This window comes from Nonomuraea sp. KM88 (assembly GCF_052245635.1).
Classification (GTDB): Bacteria; Actinomycetota; Actinomycetes; order Streptosporangiales; family Streptosporangiaceae; genus Nonomuraea.
The window spans coordinates 69,832-89,050 of sequence record NZ_JBQQCC010000007.1 but is presented as its reverse complement, the minus strand read 5'-3'; the positions used below and the strand labels follow the sequence as shown (position 1 = coordinate 89,050).

Here is a 19,219-nt window from a genome sequence, read left to right as displayed (position 1 = left end):
CGGAGTGTTGCTCCGGGGTTCCCCCGCCGTTACAGGAGGGTGAACCCCGGTGGTGTTGCGAAATTAGTGTTGAATCGACTCAAAGTCAATGACGCGAAATCCGGAGATTTCCGTACTCGCCGATGAGCGGGGCCATCTGCCGGAACCCGATCTGGCCTCCAGCCAGGGCAGGCCCGCCCACAGAACCGTCGTCCGTCCACCGGAACGAGACCAAATCGTTGACCGAGAACGTGACCTCACCACCGCGTACGTCGATGCGCATCGTGTACGGGCCGTCGGCGTCGAGCACCGAGGGCAGCGGGTCGGCCCCCTGCGCGACCAGGTGGAACCCGTGGCTCTTGCGCAGGTTGCAGGTGTGCAGGGCGCGCTCCGACGCCCACATGCGGCGGAAGTAGGAGACGTGATAGGCGTCGATGTCGCCGTGGTGGTACTGCTCGTAAGGGCCGGTGCGGGCGGCCAGGCCGGGGTCGAAGAGGTCGGCGCCGTTCCTGCCCCTGGCGTGGAAGAACATGATGGCCAGGCCCGGCTCCCTGATCGGCAGGAAGTCCCACTCGATCCGCACGTCGGCGGGAAGGTCCGCGGGACACCACAGCACGACGTTGGCCGCCTGGCCGTCGGACCGCGGCCTGCGGCTCTCCAGGCGCATGCGGCCCTGGGGGAAGGACGTGACCCCGTCACCCTCCATGCGGAAGCCCGCCAGGTCTTCCGGGCAGGCCAGGGCGTTGCGGTAGAGCTCGGTCAAGAGGGCTCCTCTCAGAGTCGCGGCGCCCCAGGGCGCGTGCGGAGCCCTCGGTCGTGGGGCCCCGCCGGATGAAACGGTTCAGGGATGGAGGCGATAGGGCGCGCTGGACTCGCGGATCACCAGGTCGGGCTGGAAGATGACCTGCCGGTGCCGGTGCTGCTCGGGCTCGGCCACCTCTTCGAGCAGCAAGTCGATGGCCGTGCGCCCCAGCAGCTCGCGCGGCTGCCGCACCGACGACAGCGGCACCGCGGCCGCCGCGGCGAAGTCGATGTCGTCATAGCCGATGATGGCCAGGTCGTCGGGCACGCGCAGGCCGTGCGTGGCCATCGCCTGGAGCAGGCCGAGCGCCATCATGTCGTTGGCGCAGAAGGCCGCCGTGGGCCGCTCGGCGGCCGGCAGCTCCGCCAGGCGCTCGCCGATCGCCCGGCCCTCTGAGACGGTCAGCGTGGGGGCGGTGGCGGTGAGCAGCTCGACGTCGCCTCCGGCCGCGGCCACCGCCCCGGCCACGCCCGCGTGCCGGTCGGCCACCTGTTTGACCGACATCGGCCCGCCGACGAACATGATGCGCCGGTGCCCGCGCTCGACGAGGTGCGCGCCGGCGATCTGCCCGCCCAGCCGGTCGTCGACCGCCACCGAGCACTGCAGCCCGGTGGCCGGGCTGTCGACCAGCACCACGGGAGTGCCCCGGTCGGCCAGCTCCTCCAGCCAGGGCGTCTCCGCCTCGACGGGGGTGATCAGGATGCCCATCACCCGCTGCTGTTCGAGCTGGTCGAGGTGGCGGCGCTCGCGACCGGCGTCACCGGCGCTGTTGCACAACACCACCATCGTGTCGTGGTCGTCGGCCACCGACTCGGCGCCCTGGGCCACGTCCACGAAGAACGGGTTGGCCACGTCGAGCACGACGAGCCCGACCGTGCGGCTGCGGCCCACCCGCAGGTGGCGGGCCACCTCGTTGCGGACGAACCCCAGCTTCTTGATCGCTTCGAAGACGCGTTCGCGGGTGGCGGGCGACACGATCTCCGGACGGTTGAGCACATTGCTCACCGTGCCCACCGAGACGCGCGCCAGCTGCGCGACCTCCTTGATGTTCCTGGTCGCCATCGATCCTCACGAGGCCGTGCCGCTGTAAGTGCATGAGCCGCAACCCGGACGGGGTCCGCGGACGCGGCCACCTGCAGAAACCGCTGCCTGCCGGCGGGGGCGGCCGGACACCGCCCACCGTGAACCCGGCCATCATAGCGGCAATCAAGATTGAATTGAATCGTCTCAACCGGGCAGGGCATACGTGGCCGCGGCGGCCGTCATCCCGTCGAGCATCAGGCGCAGGTATCTCCCGGGGTCGGCGGCGACCGGCTCCGGCAGCGTGCCGGGATGGCAGGTGAAGACGTTGAGCAGGTGGATCAGGTCGCCGACGCCGACGTCCGTACGCATCGAGCCCTCGGCCTGCGCCCTGCCCACGAGGTCACCGAGTTGCCGTACCCACTGCTCGCGCGCCCGCGCGAACTCCGCACGGTCTGCGATCGCCTCCTGCGGCAGCTCGGCCAGCGCCGTGGCCAGCGCGGCCCGGCCGGGCTCCGACGCCCAGGAGACGAACTCGCGGACCGCGCTCCACGCGTCCCGTGTACGCCGCGCGGCCTCGTCCAGCGCCTGCGCCATCGTGTGCACGTAGTGATCGCCCACGGCCACGATCAGGGCGTTGCGATCGGGGAAACGGCGGTAGAGCGTGCCGACACCGACCCCGGCGCGCCTGGCCACGGCCTCCATGGGGACACCGACGCCGTGCTCGGCCATGACCTCGGCCGCGGCAACGACGATCTTGTCCAGATTCCGCCTGGCGTCCGCGCGCACACGCACTCCCTTAAGTGGACGATGCGATTCCGGATAGTGTACCGTCCCTTAACCGGAATTCTCTATTCCACTTAGCGGAGGTCATGGTGATCGTGGTGACCGGGGCCACCGGTTCCATCGGACGGGCGCTCATCGAGCGGCTGACGAGCTCAGGCGGGCACGACGTGCGCGCCGTGGTCCGGCGGCCCTCCCCCCACCTGGGCTGCGACCATGCGCTCGGCGACTTCGACGAGCCGGGGACGATCGGCCGGCTGCTCGCACCGGGCGACCGCCTGTTCCTCAACAGCTCGCTCTGGCCGGGCTTCACCGGCGCCCACCGAGCGGTGATCGACCTGGCCGCCCGCGCGGGCGTGGCGCAGGTGGTGACCGTGTCCGTACGGGGCGCCGCACCCGGCGCGAAGCTGGGCGGCGGCATGCACGGGGAGGTCGACGCCCACCTGAGGGCATCGGGCGTGCCCTGGTCCATCCTCCAGCCGACCGGCTTCATGCAGAACCTGCCGCGCGAGGTCCGCGACGGCCGCTTCTACGGCTCGTACGGACCCGGTCCGGTCAACTACATCGACACGAGGGACATCGCCGAGGTGGCGGCCGCCCTGCTGACCCGCCCGGTGGGGGCGGACGGCGACCACGTCCTCACCGGCCCGGAGTCGCTGTCGCACGACCGGATCGCCGATCTGATCAGCGCCGTCCTCGGGCGCCCGGTCCGCTATGTGGACCTGCCGGTCCCGGAGATGACCGCGCATCTGGAGCGTCAGGGCCTGGCCCAGCCGCTGGCCGGCGACCTGGCCGCGCTGATGGCCGAGACGGGCGACGGCCGCTGGGCGACGACAACGACGAGGGTCGAGGACCTCTCCGGCCGCCCGCCCCGCGCCCTGTCCACCTTCCTCTCCGAGCACGCCCACGCCTTCGACATGGCCTGACCCCCTCCCCTTCCCACCGCCGGGTCAGCGCCGGGGCCCGCATCGTGGCGCTCGGCACCTCCCTCGACGATGGTGTGACGAACCGTCACCCCGACGCCCTCGCACCGAGCGCGTACCCGTACGCTTGACGCGCCGTGGGTCGGGGCGAGCAGAATCCGCAGACGCCGGCCGCGCGGAACGGCGGTCCCGCACGCTGCGAACACGACAGACCGAAGCGGGCAACCACCCGGATACCCACCGCGCGAAACGGACGGACCTGCACGATGCAAGCACGACGATCAGGGCGGGTCGACCACGCGGACGCGGACAGCGCGGAACGTGGCCGGAGTGTCCTTCAGCACCGCCAGTTTCGGGTCGGGCACCACCAGGAACGGCTCGGTCTCCAGGGCCAGCAGGGGCGCGAGCCGCCGGTCGTGCCGCAGGGCGCCGACCGCCCGCCGGTCCCCGCCGAGCACCACCGCGTCCAGTTCCGCCAGGTGCGGCGAGAGCACCCGCACCGCCGTCGACACGGCGTCGTCAAACGCCTCGGCCGCCTGCTTACGCCGCCTCCGGGCGTAGCGCTGCTGGGACCATCCCCCGGCCGCCGTGCGTCCCTGCACCAGCCGTGACCCCACCTTCGACGCGACCAGCGCGGAGCCGTGGAAGACGCCGGCGGCGTACCCGCCGAGCCGCACCAGGAACACCCCCACCCGCCGCTCCGCCGACGCGTGGGCGACCAGCCGGGTGACGTGCGGCGGCCCAGGGGGCGACATGGGCGGGAAGGGCACGTGCAGCTCGGCCAGCGCGCCGTCGTCGGCGAGCAGCCGGACCACCCGGTCGTCCCCCGAAGGGGAGAAGGGTCCGTGGCGGCCGGCGAACCCGTCGATCCATGGATGCAGGCGCTCCGGCGGCACGGTCACCCACCGGCCGCCGCCGCTGGCCGGACGCGCGCTCATGATCCGAAGGTTAGCCGACACCATCATGGCCGGGCGGCGCGCCCACGGGCGGGAGGAACTCAATCGCCGCCCGGGCATCGTCCGCGTCCCCGACCTGATCAGGCAGGTCACGTCGACCAGAAGCTGACGACGCGGCCCCGCGGCGTCAGGGTCTCCCCGGCGAGCGTCAGAGGCGGCAGGCGTAGATGTCGGTGACCAGGATGGCCCGCGCGCCGATGTCCCAGAGCTGGTCCATCACCTGCTGGTGGCCCTTGCGCCGGACCATCGCCCGCACGGCCACCCACCCCTCGCGGTGCAGCGGGGAGACCGTCGGCCCTTCCATGCCGGGGGTGAGGGCGATGGCCTCCTCGATGCGCTCGGCGCGGATGTCGTAGTCCATCATGACGAAGTCGCGGGCGTGCACGACGCCCTGGAGGCGGCGTACGAGCTGGTCGAGGCCCTGCGCCTCCGGCGCGCTCTGCCGCTTGATCAGCACGCCCTCCGAGCGCATGATCGGCTCCCCGAACACCTCGAGGCCGACGTTGCGCAGCGTGGTGCCGGTCTCCACGACGTCGGCGACGGCGTCGGCCACGCCCAGGCGGATCGCGGTCTCGACGGCGCCGTCGAGCTTGATCACGCGTGCGTCGACGCCCTGGTCGGAGAGGTATTTGTCGAGCAGCCCCGCATAGGAGGTGGCGATGCGCCGGCCGTCGAGGTCTTGGACCGACGCCATCGTGCCCGCCATGGCGGCCAGCCGGAAGGTGGAGCCGCCGAAACCGAGCGGCATGATCTCCTCGACCGGCGCGCCCGAGTCGATCAGCATGTCGCGGCCGGTGATGCCGGCGTCGAGAGTGCCCTCGCCGACGTAGACGGCGATGTCACGGGGGCGCAGGAAGAACAGCTCGCAGCCGCTGGCCTCGTCGACCACGACGAGCTCCTTGTTGTCCCTGCGCGGCCGGTAGCCGGCCTCTTTGAGCATGGCTTGGGCGGCCTCGCTGAGGGCGCCCTTGTTGGGTACTGCCAGACGCAGCATGTCAGGTCCTTAGTCGTCTCTGTCGCTTCTCCAGGGCTTGCCGGTGACGGGCGCGTCGCGCCCTAGAGATGCTTGTAGACCTGGTCGAGCCCGATGCCCTTGGCGATCATGAGCACCTGCACGTGGTAGAGCAGTTGTGAGATCTCCTCGGCGGCTCTGTCGTCCGACTCGTGCTCGGCGGCCATCCAGCTCTCGGCGGCCTCCTCGACGACCTTCTTGCCGATGGCATGGACGCCGGCGTCGAGCGCGGCCACGGTGCCCGAGCCCGCGGGCCGGGTGGCGGCTTTCTCTGACAGCTCGGCGAACAGCTCTTCGAAGGTCTTCATGGTCTCTCTCGTCGATTGGCTGACGTGCCTGTCAAGCCTAGTCTGCGCCAGGCACTGGCGCGGCCCGGTGTCCGCCACGCGGGACGCCTGCGCCGACGAGAAGGACACATCGGACGATTCATCGCACTGTACCTCAACCTCGATATCGGCCCGCGAAGGCCCCGGCCCGGCCGCGGACAGGCAAGCAGTGAACATCCGGGTGCCGATGCCGATGCGGGCACGGCACGGTGCTGTACGTCGCCGGGCTCGGCGCGCTCCCCCACGGGCGCCTTCCAGGCGTTCGAGGCCGTCGACGTCGTCTCCAGCGGTGCTTCACCCGCGGCATCGCCCTCAGCGCTCCCAAGGGCTGAAACGGCGCTGCCCGCCGCACCTGGTGAGGTGCGGCGGGCAGCGCGTGGTCACAGGCGTCAGCGCTCGTAGCGACCGGAGTTGCGGCGGTAGCCGCCCTTGCCGCGCTCCCCCGGGCGGTAGCCGTCACGCGGCCCCCGGTCGTCCGGGCGCCCGCCGCCGGAGCGGTAGCCGTCGCGCGGCCCGCGCTCGTCGGTGCGGTAGCCGCGCTCGCGGTCGGCCGAGAACGGGCGGCCGCGGTCGGAGGAGTAGCGCGGCCCCGTGCCGGCACGGTCGTCGGAGCGGAACCCGCCCCGCTGGCCGCGGTCGTCCTGGCGGTAGGGGCGGTCGTCGGAACGGTAGCCGCCGCGCGGCCTGCCGTCACGAGGCTCCTGGCCCCGGCTGAAGGGACGCTCGCCCTCGGCGTGCCTGCGCGGACGCCGGTCACCGTCGAACTCCCTGCGCGGACGGCGGTCGTCAGCCGACGCGAACGGCCGCTCGCCGCCCTCGTCGTGGCGGCGCGGACGCCGGTCGCCGTCGAAGTCGCGGCGCGGGCGGCGACCGCGGCGCTCGGAGCCGTTGTGGCCGCCGTCGCGGCGGGGCCGCAGCGGCTTGCGCACGTCGGGCTCCCAGACGGGGACGGCCTCACCGCTCGGCGTGCGGGCCCCGGTGACCTCGGCGAGCCTGGGGTGGCCCGGCGTGACCTTCAGGCGGAACGGGTGGATGCCGGCGCGCCGGGTGAGGGCGTCGGTCGAGCGCCGCTCGTTGGGCAGCACCAGCGTGACCACGGTGCCCTTCTCGCCGGCGCGGGCCGTGCGGCCGCCCCGGTGCAGGTAGCTCTTGTGGTCCTGCGGCGGGTCGACGTGCAGCACGAGGCTGATGTTGTCGACGTGGATGCCGCGCGCCGCGACGTCGGTGCAGACGAGCACGCCGATGGAGCCCTCGCGGAACTCGGCGAGGATGCGGGTGCGCTGGTTCTGGCGCTTGCCGCCGTGCAGGCCGCCCGCCTTGACGCCGACCCTGGCCAGCTGCTTGCAGAGCCGGTCGACGCCGTGCTGGGTGCGGACGAAGATGATCGTACGGCCCTCGCGGTTGGCGATCGCGGCCGTGACGTCGAACTTGTCGTCGCGCGTGACCTGCAGCACGTGGTGCTCCATGGTGTCGACCGGAGAGGTCGCGGGGGCCACGGAGTGGGTGATCGGGTCCTTCAGGAAGCGCCGTACGAGCTTGTCGACGTCGCCGTCGAGCGTGGCGGAGAACAGCAGCCGCTGCCCGTCGGCCGGCGTCTGCGCGAGCAGCTCGGTGACGACGGGGAAGAAGCCGAGGTCGCACATGTGGTCGGCCTCGTCGAGGACGCTGACCTCGACGTCGGACAGGGAGCACTCGCCCTGCCTGATCAGGTCGCCGAGGCGGCCGGGGGTGGCGATGACGACGTCGACGCCGCGCCGCAGCGCCTCGATCTGCTTGCCCATGGACATGCCGCCGACGACGACCTTCATGCGCAGCCCGAGGCCGCGGCCGAGAGGCTCGAGAGCGTCGTGCACCTGGAGCGCGAGCTCTCGGGTCGGCACGAGGATCATGGCCTTGGGGCGGCCGGGGGCGGGCCGCACGCCCGCGATGCGGGCCATGGTGGGCAGGCCGAAGGCGAGCGTCTTGCCGGAGCCGGTCTGGCCCCGGCCGAGCACGTCGTGGCCGGCGAGCACGTCGGGGATGGTCGCGCTCTGGATGGGGAAGGGGCTGTCGAAGCCCAGCTTGGCCAGCCCGGTGACGAGCGGCTTCGGCAGGCCGAGCAGCTCGAACTCGGAAGGGCCAGGCTCGGGAGTGGTCTCGCCGAGCTCGGGCATGACAGCGTCAAGCATGGTCACGAAAGTCGTGCCTTTCCGTCGAAGTGGCGCGTCACTTCTGCGAAAGGACGAGCCGGGACGTACGGCGCTGGCCGTACATGTTCAAGGGCACCCGCCGTCGGGGCGGGTCGAGAATGAGGGGGACACACCGGGGCACCGGCCGCAGGCGGCGCTAGACGCGCAATGAGACGTCGGGTGCGTCTGGTGCCAACGCCGGGATGTTATCGGATATTCCCCGGATGGGTCCGGACCTTCCAGAACCCGCTCTGGCACACACTGAAACGGCCGACGCTTTACGCCAGCCGTGACAGCAGCAAAGATCAGACGTTAAAGCCTAGCATACGCAGTTGCTCGCGACCCTCGTCGGTGATCTTGTCAGGCCCCCATGGCGGCAACCAGACCCAGTTGATCTTGACATCGGAGACCATGCCGTCCAGCGCGGAGTGGGCCTGGTCCTCGATGACGTCGGTCAGGGGGCAGGCCGCGCTGGTCAGCGTCATGTCGATGGTCGCCACCGGCTGCCCGCCGTCGGACGGGTCGAGGTTGAGCCCGTAGATGAGGCCCAGATCGACCACGTTGATGCCGAGCTCGGGGTCGACGACGTCCTTCAGCGCCTCCATGACCTCGTCGACGCTCGTGTCACCGTCGAAGCCGGTCGGGGTCTCCACTGGCTTGCTCATGACATCTCCTTCGCCGTCGTGAGTGAACCGCCGGGTCGCATCATGCCTTCGTCGCGCTCACTCACGTGGCAGCGCTCCTCACTACAGCGTCTTTGTAGGCCATCCAGGAAAGCAACGCACATTTCACCCGTGCCGGGAATTTGGCGACGCCCGCGAACGCGACCGCGTCGCCGAGCACCTCCTCGTCGGCCTCCACCTTGCCCCTGCCCTGCATGAGCCGGGTGAACTCGTCGACCACGGAGAGCGTCTCCTCGACCGTCGAGCCGGTGGCCAGCTCGTGCAGCACGGACGCGGCCGCCTGGCTGATCGAACAGCCCTGGCCGTCGTAGGAGACATCGAGAATCTTACCGGCGTCGCCCACCTTGACCCTGAGCGTGATCTCGTCGCCGCACGTCGGGTTCACGTGGTGAACCTCGGCGTCGTACGGCTCGCGCAGCCCCCGCCCCTGCGGATGCTTGTAGTGTTCCAGGATCAGCTCCTGGTACATCGACTCGCCGATCATGGCTATGCGAACACCTTCTGAACGTGATGGAGGCCACGCACCAGGGCGTCGATCTCGCCCGTGGTGTTGTACAGATAGAACGACGCCCGCGTGGTCGCCGGTATTCCGAAGCGTAGATGCAGGGGGCGCGCGCAGTGGTGCCCCACGCGGACGGCGACGCCGAACTGGTCGTCGAGAATCTGACCCACGTCGTGCGGGTGGATGCCCTCCAGCGTGAACGCCAGCGTGCCGCCGCGCTCCTCAAGCGTGTCAGGACCGATGAGACGCAGGCCGGGCACCTCGCGCAGGGCGTCGAGCGCGTGGGCCGTCAGCGCGCGCTCGTGGGCCTCCACGGCCTCCATGCCGACGCCGGTGAGGTAGTCGACGGCCGCGCCAAGCCCGATGGCCTCGACGATCGGCGGCGTGCCCGCCTCGAACTTGTGCGGGATGGGCGCGTACGTCGAGCGGTCCATCCAGACCGCCTCGATCATCTCGCCGCCGCCCAGGAACGGCGGCATCGCGTCGAGCACCTCGGCCCTGCCCCACAACACGCCGATGCCCGAGGGGCCGACCATCTTGTGACCGGTGAAGGCCACGAGGTCGGCGCCGAGCCCGGCCACGTCCACCGGGTGGTGCGGCACGGACTGGGAGGCGTCGAGCAGGACGAGCGCACCCACCTCGTGGGCCCGCGCGGCCACGGCGGCGACCGGGTTGACGGTGCCGAGCACGTTGGACTGGTGGGCGATCGAGACGATCTTCGTCCGCTCGGTGATGAGGCCGGGGTCGTAGTCGAGCCGCCCGTCGCCGGTGACCCCGAACCACTTCAGCGTCGCGCCGGTGCGCTGCACGAGCAGCTGCCACGGCACGATGTTGGAGTGGTGTTCCATCTCGGAGATGACGATCTCGTCGCCGGGGCCGAGCGTGAACCGCGGATCGGTGGCGGCGGGGTTGCCGAAGGAGTAGGCGACGAGGTTGAGCGCCTCTGAGGCGTTCTTGGTGAAGACCACCTCGTCGCGCGAGGGCGCCCCGATGAAGCCCGCGACCTTGTCACGGGCGCTCTCGTAGGCGTCGGTCGACTCCGCGCCCAGCACGTGCATCGCCCGGCCGACGTTGCTGTAGTGGAGCGCCAGGTGGTCGCGCATGGTCTCGATGACCTGGTTGGGCTTCTGCGAGGAGTTGCCCGAGTCGAGGTAGACGAGCGGTCGCCCGTCGGGCAGCTCGCGGGAGAAGACCGGGAAGTCCTTCCTGATCTTCTCCACGTCCAAGCCGTCGTATGTCATGCAGACGCCTTCGTGTACTGCTCGTAGCCCTCCGACTCGAGCTTGTCGGCCAGCTCGGGGCCACCCTCCTCGACGATCCTGCCGCCCGCGAAGACGTGCACGAAGTCGGGCTTCACGTACCGCAGGATGCGCGTGTAGTGGGTGATCAACAGCACGCCGGTCTCGCCGGTGGCGCGGAAGCGGTTGATGCCCTCCGACACCACGCGCAGCGCGTCGACGTCGAGACCGGAGTCGGTCTCGTCGAGCACCGCGATCTTCGGCTTGAGCAGCTCGAGCTGGAGGATCTCGTGGCGCTTCTTCTCGCCGCCGGAGAAGCCCTCGTTGAGGTTGCGCTGGGCGAAGGCGGCGTCGATGGCCAGCGCGTCCATGCCGTTCTTCAGGTCCTTGGCGAACTGGCGCAGCTTGGGGGCCTCGCCCTGGACGGCGGTGACCGCCGAGCGCAGGAAGTTGGAGACCGACACGCCGGGGACCTCGACGGGGTACTGCATGGCCAGGAACAGGCCGGCGCGGGCCCGCTCGTCGACCGACAGCTCCAGCAGGTCGACGCCGTCGAGCAGCACCTCACCGCCGGTGATGGTGTATTTCGGGTGACCGGCGATCGCGTAGGCGAGCGTCGACTTGCCCGAGCCGTTGGGGCCCATGATGGCGTGGGTCTGGCCGGACTTCACGGTCAGGTTGACGCCGCGCAGGATTTCCTTGTCCTCGACGGCGACCTTCAGGTCACGGATCTCTAGGGTGGACATGTCTTCTATGACTCCTTCGAGAGCGAGACGAGGACGTCATCGCCGTCGATCTTGACTGTGTATACGTTCACCGGCCGGGTCGCGGGCGGGCCCGTGGGCTTGCCCGTACGGACGTCGAAGCACGAGCCGTGCAGCCAGCACTCCAGCGTGCCGTCGTAGACCTCGCCCTCGCTGAGCTTCACCTCGGCGTGGGAGCAGACGTCGTGCAGGGCGAAGACCTCGCCGCCCCTGCGCACGAGCGCGACGGGGGTCTCCCCCACCTCGACGCCGAGCACCCCGCCGTCGGGGATGTCGTCGAGCGCGCACACCTTCTCGAATGCGGTCATCGGGCCAGCTCCGCCTCCACCGCGCCGAGCACGCGCTCGCGGATCTCCTCGACCTGGATCTTCTCGATGAGCTGACCGAGGAAGCCCCTGATGACCAGGCGGCGGGCCTCGTCGTAGGGGATGCCGCGGGCCTGGAGGTAGAAGATGTGCTCGTCGTCGAGGCGGCCGGACGCGGAGGCGTGCCCCGCTCCCGCGACCTCGCCGGTGAGGATCTCCAGGTTGGGCACCGAGTCGGCGCGGGCGCCGTCGGTGAGGATGAGGTTGCGGTTGAGCTCGTAGGTGTCGGTGCCCTCGGCCTCCACCCTGATGATCACGTCGCCGATCCAGACGGCGTGCGCCTCCTCGCCCTGCAGGGCGCCGCGGTAGTCGACGTTGCTCTTGCAGTTGGGCTGCGAGTGGTCGACGAGCAGGCGGTGCTCCAGGTGCTGGCCGGCGTCGACGAAGTAGACGCCCGACAGGTCGGCGTCGCCGCCGGGAGCGGTGTAGGACACGCTGGGCGACAGGCGTACGAGGTCGCCGCCGAGCGTCGCCACGAAGCTGCGGAAGGTCGCGTCCTTGGCGAGCTGGGCGTGGTGGTGGGAGACGTGGACGGCGTCGTCCTCCCAGTCCTGCAGGCTGACGACCTTGAGCGTGGCGCCGTCGCCGACGACGAACTCGACGTTGTCGGCGTAGATCGCGTGCCCCTGGTGCTCGATGACCACCACGGCCTCGGCGAGCGGCTCCACCTTGACCACGATGTGGCCGAACGTGGCGCCGTCGAGGCCGCCGCCGCGCACCTCGACGCGGATCGGCTCGTCCGGCGTGGCCTCCTTGGGCACGGTCACGACCAGCGCCTTCTCGAAGGCGGAGTAGGCCTGCGCGCTGACCCGGTCGGCCGGCACGTAGGCCTGGCCGATGCGGGGGTCGCCGCGTCCCACCCACTCGGCGGTGACGCCGGCCGGGGTGGAGACCTGGGTGAGCGCCTGACCCGTGATCTCTGCCTTGCCGTTGTGCAACCCCTTCAGGCGCGAGAGCGGCGTGAACCGCCACGCCTCCTCGCGCCCGGTCGGGACGGCGAAGTCGGCCAGGTCGTAGGACGCCTTCTCGTGCAGGGTCGACAGGGGCTTCTCGTTCAGGCCCATCAGCCGACGGCTCCTTCCATCTGCAGCTCGATCAGCCGGTTGAGCTCGAGGGCGTATTCCATGGGCAGCTCGCGCGCGATCGGCTCCACGAAGCCGCGCACGATCATGGCCATCGCCTCGTCCTCGTCGAGCCCGCGGCTCATGAGGTAGAAGAGCTGGTCCTCGCTGACCTTGGAGACCGTGGCCTCGTGCCCCATCGACACGTCGTCCTCGCGGACGTCGACGTACGGGTAGGTGTCGGAGCGGCTGATCTGGTCGACCAGCAGCGCGTCGCACTTGACGGTGCTGGCGCTGCCGTGGGCGCCCTCCTCGATCTGCACGAGACCGCGGTAGGAGGTGCGGCCGCCGCCGCGCGCCACCGACTTGGAGATGACGCTGGAGCTCGTGTGGGGCGCCAGGTGCACCATCTTGGAGCCGGCGTCCTGGTGCTGGCCCTCGCCGGCGAACGCGACGCTCAGCGTCTCGCCCTTGGCGTGCTCGCCCATGAGGTAGACGGCCGGGTATTTCATCGTGACCTTGGAGCCGATGTTGCCGTCGATCCACTCCATGGTCGCGCCCTCGTACGCCACGGCGCGCTTGGTGACCAGGTTGTAGACGTTGTTGGACCAGTTCTGGATGGTCGTGTAACGGCAGCGGGCGTTCTTCTTGACGATGATCTCGACGACCGCGCTGTGCAGCGAGTCGGAGGAGTAGATCGGCGCGGTGCAGCCCTCGACGTAGTGGACGTAGCTGTTCTCGTCGACGATGATCAGGGTCCGCTCGAACTGGCCCATGTTCTCGGTGTTGATCCGGAAATAGGCCTGCAGCGGGATCTCGACCTCGACGTTCGGCGGCACGTAGATGAACGAGCCACCCGACCACACGGCCGTGTTGAGCGCGGCGAACTTGTTGTCGCCCACCGGGATGACCGAGCCGAAGTATTCCTTGAAGAGCTCTTCGTGCTCCTTCAGGCCCGTGTCGGTGTCGACGAAGACGACGCCCTTCTCCTCGAGGTCCTCACGGATCTTGTGGTAGACGACCTCGGACTCGTACTGGGCGGCGACGCCGGCGATGAGGCGCTGCTTCTCCGCCTCGGGGATGCCGAGCTTGTCGTAGGTGTTCTTGATGTCGGCGGGCAGCTCATCCCAGGACGTGGCCTGCTTCTCGGTCGAGCGTACGAAGTATTTGATGTTGTCGAAGTCGATGTCCGTGAGGTCGGAGCCCCAGGTCGGCAGCGGCTTCTTGTCGAACAGGCGGAGGCCCTTCAGGCGAAGGTCGAGCATCCACTCCGGCTCGTTCTTGAGCGCGGAGATGTTGCGGACGACCTCCTCGGACAGGCCACGCCTGGCCGTCGAACCGGCGGCATCCGAGTCGGACCAGCCGAACTTGTAATTCCCGAGGCCTTCCAGCTCCGGGCGGTCGGTGACAGTCACCTTCCGGTCTCCTTGCTCTTGTCTCTATGTGCGGATTCGCCCAGCGTCTGCGGGCTCACGTGTGTCGTGCAGACCCCGTCGCCGTGAGCGATCGTGGCCAGGCGCTGCACCGGGACGCCGAGCAGCTGCGCGAACGCCTCCGTCTCGGCCTCACACAGCTGCGGGAACTCCGCCGCCGCGTGTGCCACCGGGCAGTGATGCTGGCAGAGCTGGTCGCCCCCCGACTTGGCCTTGCTGGCCGAGGCGGCGTACCCCTCCGCCGACAGCGCCTGCGCCAGCACCTGCACGCGCTGGTCCGCCGGCACCGTCCGCATGGCCGGCTCCAGCCGCCTCAGCAGGCTCGAGACCTGCGAGCGGGCGAAGTCGGCCACCGCTTCCTCTCCCATGCGCTCGGCCAGGAAACGCAGCGCGCTCCCGGCCAGGTCGTCATAGGCGTGCTCGAAAGCACTGCGCCCCGCGTCGGTGATGGCGAACAGCTTGGCCGGCCGCCCGCGACCGCGCTGGCCGCGCGGGCGCGCCATGCGAGGCTCGATCATCCCGTCGGCCAGCAGCGCGTCCAGGTGCCTGCGGACGGCGGCGGGCGTGAGCCCGAGCCGCTCGCCGAGCGCTCCGGCCGTGACGGGACCATGCTCCAGAATCAGCCTGGCCACACGGGCGCGGGTGCCGCGCTCGTTACCGGGCTCGCTCAGGTGCATGTTTTTCACAACATCAGTGTGCCGTAATTCCTTCCCGCTTCACAAACGGATCCGGAAACGGGGCGAATGCAATTTCTCACGCAGGGTAGGCTTACCTAACTTGCGGGCGGCCCAGGGCGGCGAAGGTCAGGGCCGAGCCGAGGATGAGCGCCAGCATGACACAGGCCATGGGCACGGCACTGGCGGATCCGACCAGCCCGACCAGCGGGGCCGCGACCGCGCCGAGCGCGAACTGCAGCACGCCGAGCAGCGCGGAGGCGCTGCCCGCCACCTGGGCGGGCTGCGAGGCCAGCGCCAGCGCGCCGGTGCCCGGCAGCACCAGGCCCTGGCCGAGCATGATGACGAACAACCCGCCGACGATGTACCACAGGCCGAGCCCGGCCAGCGCGGCCGACAACAGCAGCGCGGCTCCGGTCAGGCCGATGGCCAGCCCGATGAGCACCAGCCGGGCCGGCGGCACCCGCCCCGACAGCCGGCCGCCCAGCTGGGCCGTGGCGGTGAGGGCCAGCGCGTTGAGCCCGAAGATGAGGGAGTACTGCTGGGGCGTGGCGCCGTACACCTCCTGGAGCACGAACGGCGAGCCGGAGATGTAGCTGAACATCGCCCCGAACGCGAGCCCGGCCGTCAGGGCGGAGCCCATGAACGGGCGGTCACGCAGCAGCCGCCAGAACGTGCGCACGGTGTGTTTGAGGCCGCCGCTCTCGCGCTCGGCCGCGGGCAGCGTCTCGCGCACGCCCGCCAGCATGGCCAGCAGCAGCACCAGGCCGATGAGGCTGAGCACCACGAACACGCCCCGCCACGACGTGAACGCCAGCAACTGGGCGCCCGCGATCGGCGCCAGGATGGGAGCCAGACCGCTCACCAGCATGAGCGTGGCGAAGATGCGGGCGATGGCGGCGCCGTCGTACAGGTCGCGCACGACAGCCCGCACGATGACCAGCGCCGCGCCGCCCAGCATGCCCTGCAGCAGCCGGAACGCGATGAGCATGGGCACCGACGGCGCGAACGCGCACAACAGCGAGGCCGCCATGAATCCGGCCACGCCCACCATCAGCGGCACCCTCCTGCCGCGCACGTCGCTGACCGGCCCGGCGATCACCTGGCCGACGGAGACGCCGATGAGGCAGGCGGTGAGGGTGAGCTGCACCTGCGCGGGGGCGCTGAGCATCTCGGAGGTGATGGCGGGCAGCGCGGGAAGATACATGTCGATGGAGAGCGGCCCGATCGCCGACAGCGCCCCGAGAATCAGCAGCAGCAGCCCGCGGCGGCTCCTTCGCTCATGAACGACGGCGGCGGACGTGGCCTCTGCCACGGACATGGATGCCCCTCTCCCTCGCGGACCGGTGGCCCACGAGGGCCGAAGGATCAAACCAGTACCGGCTTCTCCTAATTCCCGGTCATCAGATATTTCTTGGGGATTCCATGACCCGGACGAGGAACACGCGATCCGGCCGGGCTCACCTGCGGCCGGGACCGCCCGCCGCAGTCCCTAAACTCGTGGCATGGACTCCCCAGCCGTCGAGATCATCGACCTGGTCAAACGTTACGGCGGCACCACCGCCGTCGACGGCCTCACGCTCCGCGCCGAACGCGGGGCGGTCACCGCGGTCCTCGGCCCCAACGGTGCGGGCAAGACGTCCACGGTGGAGATCTGCGAGGGCTTCCGCGAGGCCGACGCGGGCACCGTCAGAGTGCTCGGCCTGGCGCCCGCGCTGCCCGAGCTGCGGCCGCGCGTGGGAGTCATGCTGCAGGCGGGCGGCGTGCCGCCGGCGATGCGCTGCGCCGAGTGGCTGCGCCTGGTCTCCCGCTTCTACGCCCGTCCCCTCGACACCGGCGCGCTGCTCGCCCGGCTGGGGCTGACGGAGCACGTACGCACCCCCTACCGGCGGCTGTCGGGCGGGCAACAGCAGCGACTGTCACTGGCCGCGGCCGTCGTCGGGCGGCCGGAGCTGGTCTTCCTCGACGAGCCGACGGCCGGGCTCGACCCGCAGGCCAGGCACGCCTGCTGGGATCTGGTGGGCGAGCTGCGCGGCGCGGGCGTGTCCGTGGTGCTGACCACCCACCACATGGACGAGGCCGAGCGGCTGGCCGACCACGTGGCGATCATCGACAGGGGGCGGGTCGTGGCCGAGGGCAGCCCCGCCTCGCTCACGGGCGCCGAGCGCCAGCTGCGGTTCAGGGCGCGGCCGGGGCTGGCGCTGGAAGAGCTGCTCAACGCGCTGCCCACGGGCAGCGCGGCCAAGGAGTCGCCCGCCGGGCACTACATCATCGAGGGCCTGGTCGGGCCCGAGCTGCTGGGCACGGTGACGGCCTGGTGCGCCTCCGAGGGCGTCACGGCCGACGACCTGCGCATCGAGCGCCGCACCCTCGAAGACGTGTTCCTGGAGCTCACCGGCAGGGAACTGCGATGACCGCTCGGCCCGCACCCGCTGGAGGCGCGATGACCACACTGGACTTCACCCCCGCGCCCGGCGCGGGGCCGTTCCCGCGCATGGTGTTCGCGCAGGCGCGCGCCGAGGTCCGCGCGACCCTCCGCAACGGCGAGCAGCTGGCGCTCACCCTGGTCCTCCCGGTGTTGCTGCTGGCGGGGTTCTCGATGATGCCGCTGATCGACGTCGGCGGCAGCCGGGTCGACTTCCTGACGCCCGGCGTGCTGGCCCTGGCCGTCATGTCCACGGCGTTCACCGGCCAGGCCATCGCGACCGGGTTCGAGCGCCGCTACGGCGTGCTGAAGCGGCTGGGCGCGACCCCGCTGTCCCGAGCCGGTCTCATGCTCGCCAAGACGGCCGCCGTCGTGGCCGTGGAGGTCATCCAGGCCGTCGTGATCGTGGCCGTGGGACTGGCGCTGGGGTGGCGGCCGCACGGGTCGTTCCTGAGCGCCGCGCTACTCATCGTCGTCGGCACGGCGGCGTTCAGCGGCCTGGGGCTGCTCATGGCGGGCACGCTGCGCGCCGAGGCGACGCTGGCCGCCGCCAACCTCGTCTACCTGGTGCTGCTGGGCGCTGGCGGGGTGGTCTTCCCGCTGTCGAAGTTCCCCGAGGGGATGAGGCCGGTGCTGGAGATCCTGCCGATCTCTGCGCTGACCGGCGGGCTGCGCTCGGTGCTCGCGCAGGGCGCGGCGCTGCCGATCGTCCCGCTGGCCGTGCTGGCGGCGTGGGCGGTGCTGTCGCTGGGGCTGGTCTCGCGCACCTTCCGCTGGGAGTGAAGGGGAGCCCCGGGCGGCGGTGACCGCGAGGCACCCACCCGGGCCTCATTCGGGTTACGGCTGGGGCGCTTCGGCGCCGAGGGCTCCGTAGCGGCGCCTGGCCAGCGCGGCCACCACGGTCAGCGGGGCCGCCGCGACCGCCGCCAGGCCGAACAGCAGCGCGTACCTCCCCTGGTCGGCCAGCGGCCCGGCCGCCCAGGAGGCGGCGGCGCTGCCCACGAACAGCGCCGAGGCGAAGAACGCGATCGTCGTCCCCCTGGCCTCCGGCACCACCGAGGTGGCCCACGTCTGCAGCGACGAGTGCAGGAACGACCAGCCGCCGCCCAGCAGCAGCGCCGTCACGGTCACGGTCGGCAGACTCACGTGCACGGTCACGATCGCGAAGCCGGCGCACAGCTGCGCGCCGCCCACCGTCATGAGCACCGGCGCGGGCCAGCGTCCCACCAGCCGCTTGACGAGCTTGGACAACGCCCACAGACCCAGCCCGTACGCGGTGATGGCGAGCCCGGCCACGGCGGCGGCGAACCCGGCGTGCTCCAGCGCGGTGGCCAGGAAGGGCATGACGCCGAGCAGGATCGCCCCTTCGACGAACGCCAGCCCGAACACCAGCAGCGCCCATCCGTGCCCGAGCACCGCACCCAGGTAGCGGCCCACGCCCCGCGCGGCGCCCGCGGGCCCGGCTCGGGGCGGCTCGGGCAGCGAGCGGAGCGCGTACGCGCAGGCCAGCGCGCAGGCGGCGGGCACCACGAAGGCCACCCGCCAGTTCAGCAGGCCGGCGAGCACTCCGCCGAGGCCGGTGGCCAGGGCGGTGCCGAGGGAGGCGGCGGCCATCAGGTCCGTGAGCGCGCGCTGCCGGACCGGCGCCCGGACCGTGTCGCCCACGTACGTCAGGCTGGTGGGGATCACCGCGCCGAAGCAGGCCCCTGCGACGATCCTGGCCGCCACCAGCGCCCCGAGCACGGGCATGAGCGCGGAGACCAGCCCTGCCAGCGCCGCGCCGAGCAGCGCTCCGCGCATCACCCGCACCCTGCCGAACCGGTCGGACAGCAGCCCCCACAGCGGCTGGGACAACCCGTAGGCCAGGTAGTAGCCGCTGGCGGCGGTGACGGACGCCGACAGGGACACGTCCAGGTCCTTGGCGATCAGCACGAGCATGGGGGTGACGGCGAAGCGGTCGAAGCTGCTGACGAACGACGACACGGACAGGGCCGCCGGCGGCCGCTCGATGCTCACGGGGAGGTCTGGGGGTCTCATACGTCCATAGTTCGTTTGTCTAACTAAATGATCGAGTACCACTCTAAGTGGGCAAATGTCGAAGGGCG

21 protein-coding genes are annotated in these 19,219 nt (G+C 70.9%); 4 read left to right on the top strand and 17 right to left on the bottom strand.

Annotation, left to right across the window (positions count from 1 at the left end):
• Nucleotides 1-85 precede the first annotated feature (85 nt).
• The 3 genes from ACTWPV_RS22000 to ACTWPV_RS21990 all read right to left on the bottom strand — a co-directional run bounded on the left by ACTWPV_RS22000 (nt 86) and on the right by ACTWPV_RS21990 (nt 2,590).
• Nucleotides 86-742 carry a DUF1961 family protein gene (locus tag ACTWPV_RS22000; protein WP_443153196.1) on the bottom strand — a complete coding sequence of 219 codons (657 nt, stop codon included), beginning with the start codon at nt 740-742 and terminating at the stop codon, nt 86-88.
• A gap of 78 nt (nt 743-820) precedes the next feature.
• Nucleotides 821-1,843, bottom strand: coding sequence for a LacI family DNA-binding transcriptional regulator (locus ACTWPV_RS21995; RefSeq protein ID WP_443153195.1), 1,023 nt, complete (start codon nt 1,841-1,843; stop codon nt 821-823).
• 165 nt (nt 1,844-2,008) lie between these two features.
• On the bottom strand, nt 2,009-2,590 hold the full coding sequence (locus tag ACTWPV_RS21990) for a TetR/AcrR family transcriptional regulator (protein ID WP_443153194.1): 582 nt from the start codon (nt 2,588-2,590) through the stop codon (nt 2,009-2,011).
• A gap of 83 nt (nt 2,591-2,673) precedes the next feature.
• On the opposite strand from ACTWPV_RS21990, the gene ACTWPV_RS21985 reads away from it, so the two are divergent.
• Nucleotides 2,674-3,510, top strand: coding sequence for an NAD(P)H-binding protein (locus ACTWPV_RS21985; RefSeq protein ID WP_443153193.1), 837 nt, complete (start codon nt 2,674-2,676; stop codon nt 3,508-3,510).
• Between the two features lie 278 nt (nt 3,511-3,788).
• On the opposite strand, the gene ACTWPV_RS21980 is transcribed toward ACTWPV_RS21985, so the two are convergent.
• A complete protein-coding gene (locus tag ACTWPV_RS21980) occupies nt 3,789-4,445 on the bottom strand; it encodes an acVLRF1 family peptidyl-tRNA hydrolase (RefSeq protein ID WP_443153192.1) in 657 nt (218 codons plus the stop codon).
• Here ACTWPV_RS21980 and ACTWPV_RS21975 point away from each other — a divergent pair.
• A complete protein-coding gene (locus ACTWPV_RS21975; protein WP_443153191.1) occupies nt 4,444-4,572 on the top strand; it encodes a hypothetical protein in 129 nt (42 codons plus the stop codon). The two genes, ACTWPV_RS21980 and ACTWPV_RS21975, sit on opposite strands and share 2 nt — an antisense overlap.
• A 39-nt stretch (nt 4,573-4,611) precedes the next feature.
• On the opposite strand, the gene hisG is transcribed toward ACTWPV_RS21975, so the two are convergent.
• From hisG to ACTWPV_RS21915, 12 genes are all read right to left on the bottom strand, one after another.
• On the bottom strand, nt 4,612-5,457 hold the full coding sequence (gene hisG / locus ACTWPV_RS21970; RefSeq protein WP_443153190.1) for an ATP phosphoribosyltransferase: 846 nt from the start codon (nt 5,455-5,457) through the stop codon (nt 4,612-4,614).
• A gap of 62 nt (nt 5,458-5,519) precedes the next feature.
• Nucleotides 5,520-5,783: a phosphoribosyl-ATP diphosphatase gene (locus tag ACTWPV_RS21965; RefSeq protein WP_132593280.1), complete on the bottom strand. Its 264-nt coding sequence runs from the start codon at nt 5,781-5,783 to the stop codon at nt 5,520-5,522.
• Nucleotides 5,784-6,190: 407 nt separating this feature from the next.
• Nucleotides 6,191-7,969, bottom strand: a complete 1,779-nt coding sequence (locus tag ACTWPV_RS21960; RefSeq protein ID WP_443153189.1) for a DEAD/DEAH box helicase — start codon at nt 7,967-7,969, stop codon at nt 6,191-6,193.
• 305 nt (nt 7,970-8,274) lie between these two features.
• Nucleotides 8,275-8,634 (bottom strand): metal-sulfur cluster assembly factor, encoded by a 360-nt coding sequence (locus ACTWPV_RS21955; RefSeq protein WP_347622244.1) that lies wholly within the window; start codon nt 8,632-8,634, stop codon nt 8,275-8,277.
• Between the two features lie 61 nt (nt 8,635-8,695).
• Entirely contained in the window at nt 8,696-9,136 is a 441-nt protein-coding gene (gene sufU, locus ACTWPV_RS21950) for a Fe-S cluster assembly sulfur transfer protein SufU (RefSeq protein ID WP_132333233.1), read from the bottom strand.
• A 2-nt stretch (nt 9,137-9,138) separates the two neighbouring features.
• The gene (locus ACTWPV_RS21945) at nt 9,139-10,395 is read right to left on the bottom strand and encodes a cysteine desulfurase (protein WP_347644713.1); all 1,257 of its coding nucleotides are present in this window, start codon (nt 10,393-10,395) and stop codon (nt 9,139-9,141) included.
• Nucleotides 10,392-11,138, bottom strand: coding sequence for a Fe-S cluster assembly ATPase SufC (sufC, locus tag ACTWPV_RS21940; RefSeq protein ID WP_347644714.1), 747 nt, complete (start codon nt 11,136-11,138; stop codon nt 10,392-10,394). The genes ACTWPV_RS21945 and sufC overlap by 4 nt, the downstream gene beginning before the upstream one ends.
• Before the next feature lie 5 nt (nt 11,139-11,143).
• The gene (locus tag ACTWPV_RS21935; protein ID WP_347644715.1) at nt 11,144-11,464 is read right to left on the bottom strand and encodes a non-heme iron oxygenase ferredoxin subunit; all 321 of its coding nucleotides are present in this window, start codon (nt 11,462-11,464) and stop codon (nt 11,144-11,146) included.
• Nucleotides 11,461-12,585 carry a Fe-S cluster assembly protein SufD gene (sufD, locus tag ACTWPV_RS21930; protein ID WP_347644716.1) on the bottom strand — a complete coding sequence of 375 codons (1,125 nt, stop codon included), beginning with the start codon at nt 12,583-12,585 and terminating at the stop codon, nt 11,461-11,463. Before sufD ends, ACTWPV_RS21935 begins: the two co-directional genes overlap by 4 nt.
• Nucleotides 12,585-13,997: a Fe-S cluster assembly protein SufB gene (sufB, locus tag ACTWPV_RS21925; protein WP_347644717.1), complete on the bottom strand. Its 1,413-nt coding sequence runs from the start codon at nt 13,995-13,997 to the stop codon at nt 12,585-12,587. Before sufB ends, sufD begins: the two co-directional genes overlap by 1 nt.
• Nucleotides 13,994-14,692: a helix-turn-helix transcriptional regulator gene (locus ACTWPV_RS21920; RefSeq protein ID WP_347644791.1), complete on the bottom strand. Its 699-nt coding sequence runs from the start codon at nt 14,690-14,692 to the stop codon at nt 13,994-13,996. Before ACTWPV_RS21920 ends, sufB begins: the two co-directional genes overlap by 4 nt.
• Nucleotides 14,693-14,783: 91 nt before the next feature.
• Nucleotides 14,784-16,010: a multidrug effflux MFS transporter gene (locus ACTWPV_RS21915; RefSeq protein WP_443153188.1), complete on the bottom strand. Its 1,227-nt coding sequence runs from the start codon at nt 16,008-16,010 to the stop codon at nt 14,784-14,786.
• Between the two features lie 184 nt (nt 16,011-16,194).
• On the opposite strand from ACTWPV_RS21915, the gene ACTWPV_RS21910 reads away from it, so the two are divergent.
• Together ACTWPV_RS21910 and ACTWPV_RS21905 are read left to right on the top strand one after the other, a co-directional pair.
• Complete coding sequence (locus ACTWPV_RS21910; RefSeq protein WP_347644719.1) at nt 16,195-17,103, top strand: ABC transporter ATP-binding protein; 909 nt, start codon at nt 16,195-16,197, stop codon at nt 17,101-17,103.
• Nucleotides 17,104-17,132: 29 nt separating this feature from the next.
• Entirely contained in the window at nt 17,133-17,897 is a 765-nt protein-coding gene (locus ACTWPV_RS21905; protein ID WP_443153187.1) for an ABC transporter permease, read from the top strand.
• A 54-nt stretch (nt 17,898-17,951) separates the two neighbouring features.
• Here the strand turns inward: ACTWPV_RS21905 and ACTWPV_RS21900 are convergent, their stop codons facing one another.
• Nucleotides 17,952-19,151 carry an MFS transporter gene (locus ACTWPV_RS21900; protein ID WP_443153186.1) on the bottom strand — a complete coding sequence of 400 codons (1,200 nt, stop codon included), beginning with the start codon at nt 19,149-19,151 and terminating at the stop codon, nt 17,952-17,954.
• Between the last annotated feature and the right edge of the window lie 68 nt (nt 19,152-19,219).

What these genes read in the sequence shown, in the direction of transcription:
- ACTWPV_RS21995 (WP_443153195.1), bottom strand. Translation starts at nt 1,843, where the DNA reads ATGGCGACCAGGAACATCAAGGAGGTCGCGCAGCTGGCGCGCGTCTCG.
- ACTWPV_RS21985 (WP_443153193.1), top strand. Translation starts at nt 2,674, where the DNA reads ATGGTGATCGTGGTGACCGGGGCCACCGGTTCCATCGGACGGGCGCTC.
- ACTWPV_RS21975 (WP_443153191.1), top strand. Translation starts at nt 4,444, where the DNA reads ATGATCCGAAGGTTAGCCGACACCATCATGGCCGGGCGGCGCGCCCAC.
- ACTWPV_RS21980 (WP_443153192.1), bottom strand. Translation starts at nt 4,445, where the DNA reads ATGAGCGCGCGTCCGGCCAGCGGCGGCGGCCGGTGGGTGACCGTGCCG.
- hisG (WP_443153190.1), bottom strand. Translation starts at nt 5,457, where the DNA reads ATGCTGCGTCTGGCAGTACCCAACAAGGGCGCCCTCAGCGAGGCCGCC.
- ACTWPV_RS21965 (WP_132593280.1), bottom strand. Translation starts at nt 5,783, where the DNA reads ATGAAGACCTTCGAAGAGCTGTTCGCCGAGCTGTCAGAGAAAGCCGCC.
- ACTWPV_RS21960 (WP_443153189.1), bottom strand. Translation starts at nt 7,969, where the DNA reads ATGCTTGACGCTGTCATGCCCGAGCTCGGCGAGACCACTCCCGAGCCT.
- ACTWPV_RS21955 (WP_347622244.1), bottom strand. Translation starts at nt 8,634, where the DNA reads ATGAGCAAGCCAGTGGAGACCCCGACCGGCTTCGACGGTGACACGAGC.
- sufU (WP_132333233.1), bottom strand. Translation starts at nt 9,136, where the DNA reads ATGATCGGCGAGTCGATGTACCAGGAGCTGATCCTGGAACACTACAAG.
- ACTWPV_RS21945 (WP_347644713.1), bottom strand. Translation starts at nt 10,395, where the DNA reads ATGACATACGACGGCTTGGACGTGGAGAAGATCAGGAAGGACTTCCCG.
- sufC (WP_347644714.1), bottom strand. Translation starts at nt 11,138, where the DNA reads ATGTCCACCCTAGAGATCCGTGACCTGAAGGTCGCCGTCGAGGACAAG.
- ACTWPV_RS21935 (WP_347644715.1), bottom strand. Translation starts at nt 11,464, where the DNA reads ATGACCGCATTCGAGAAGGTGTGCGCGCTCGACGACATCCCCGACGGC.
- sufD (WP_347644716.1), bottom strand. Translation starts at nt 12,585, where the DNA reads ATGGGCCTGAACGAGAAGCCCCTGTCGACCCTGCACGAGAAGGCGTCC.
- ACTWPV_RS21920 (WP_347644791.1), bottom strand. Translation starts at nt 14,692, where the DNA reads ATGCACCTGAGCGAGCCCGGTAACGAGCGCGGCACCCGCGCCCGTGTG.
- ACTWPV_RS21915 (WP_443153188.1), bottom strand. Translation starts at nt 16,010, where the DNA reads ATGTCCGTGGCAGAGGCCACGTCCGCCGCCGTCGTTCATGAGCGAAGG.
- ACTWPV_RS21910 (WP_347644719.1), top strand. Translation starts at nt 16,195, where the DNA reads ATGGACTCCCCAGCCGTCGAGATCATCGACCTGGTCAAACGTTACGGC.
- ACTWPV_RS21905 (WP_443153187.1), top strand. Translation starts at nt 17,133, where the DNA reads ATGACCACACTGGACTTCACCCCCGCGCCCGGCGCGGGGCCGTTCCCG.
- ACTWPV_RS21900 (WP_443153186.1), bottom strand. Translation starts at nt 19,151, where the DNA reads ATGAGACCCCCAGACCTCCCCGTGAGCATCGAGCGGCCGCCGGCGGCC.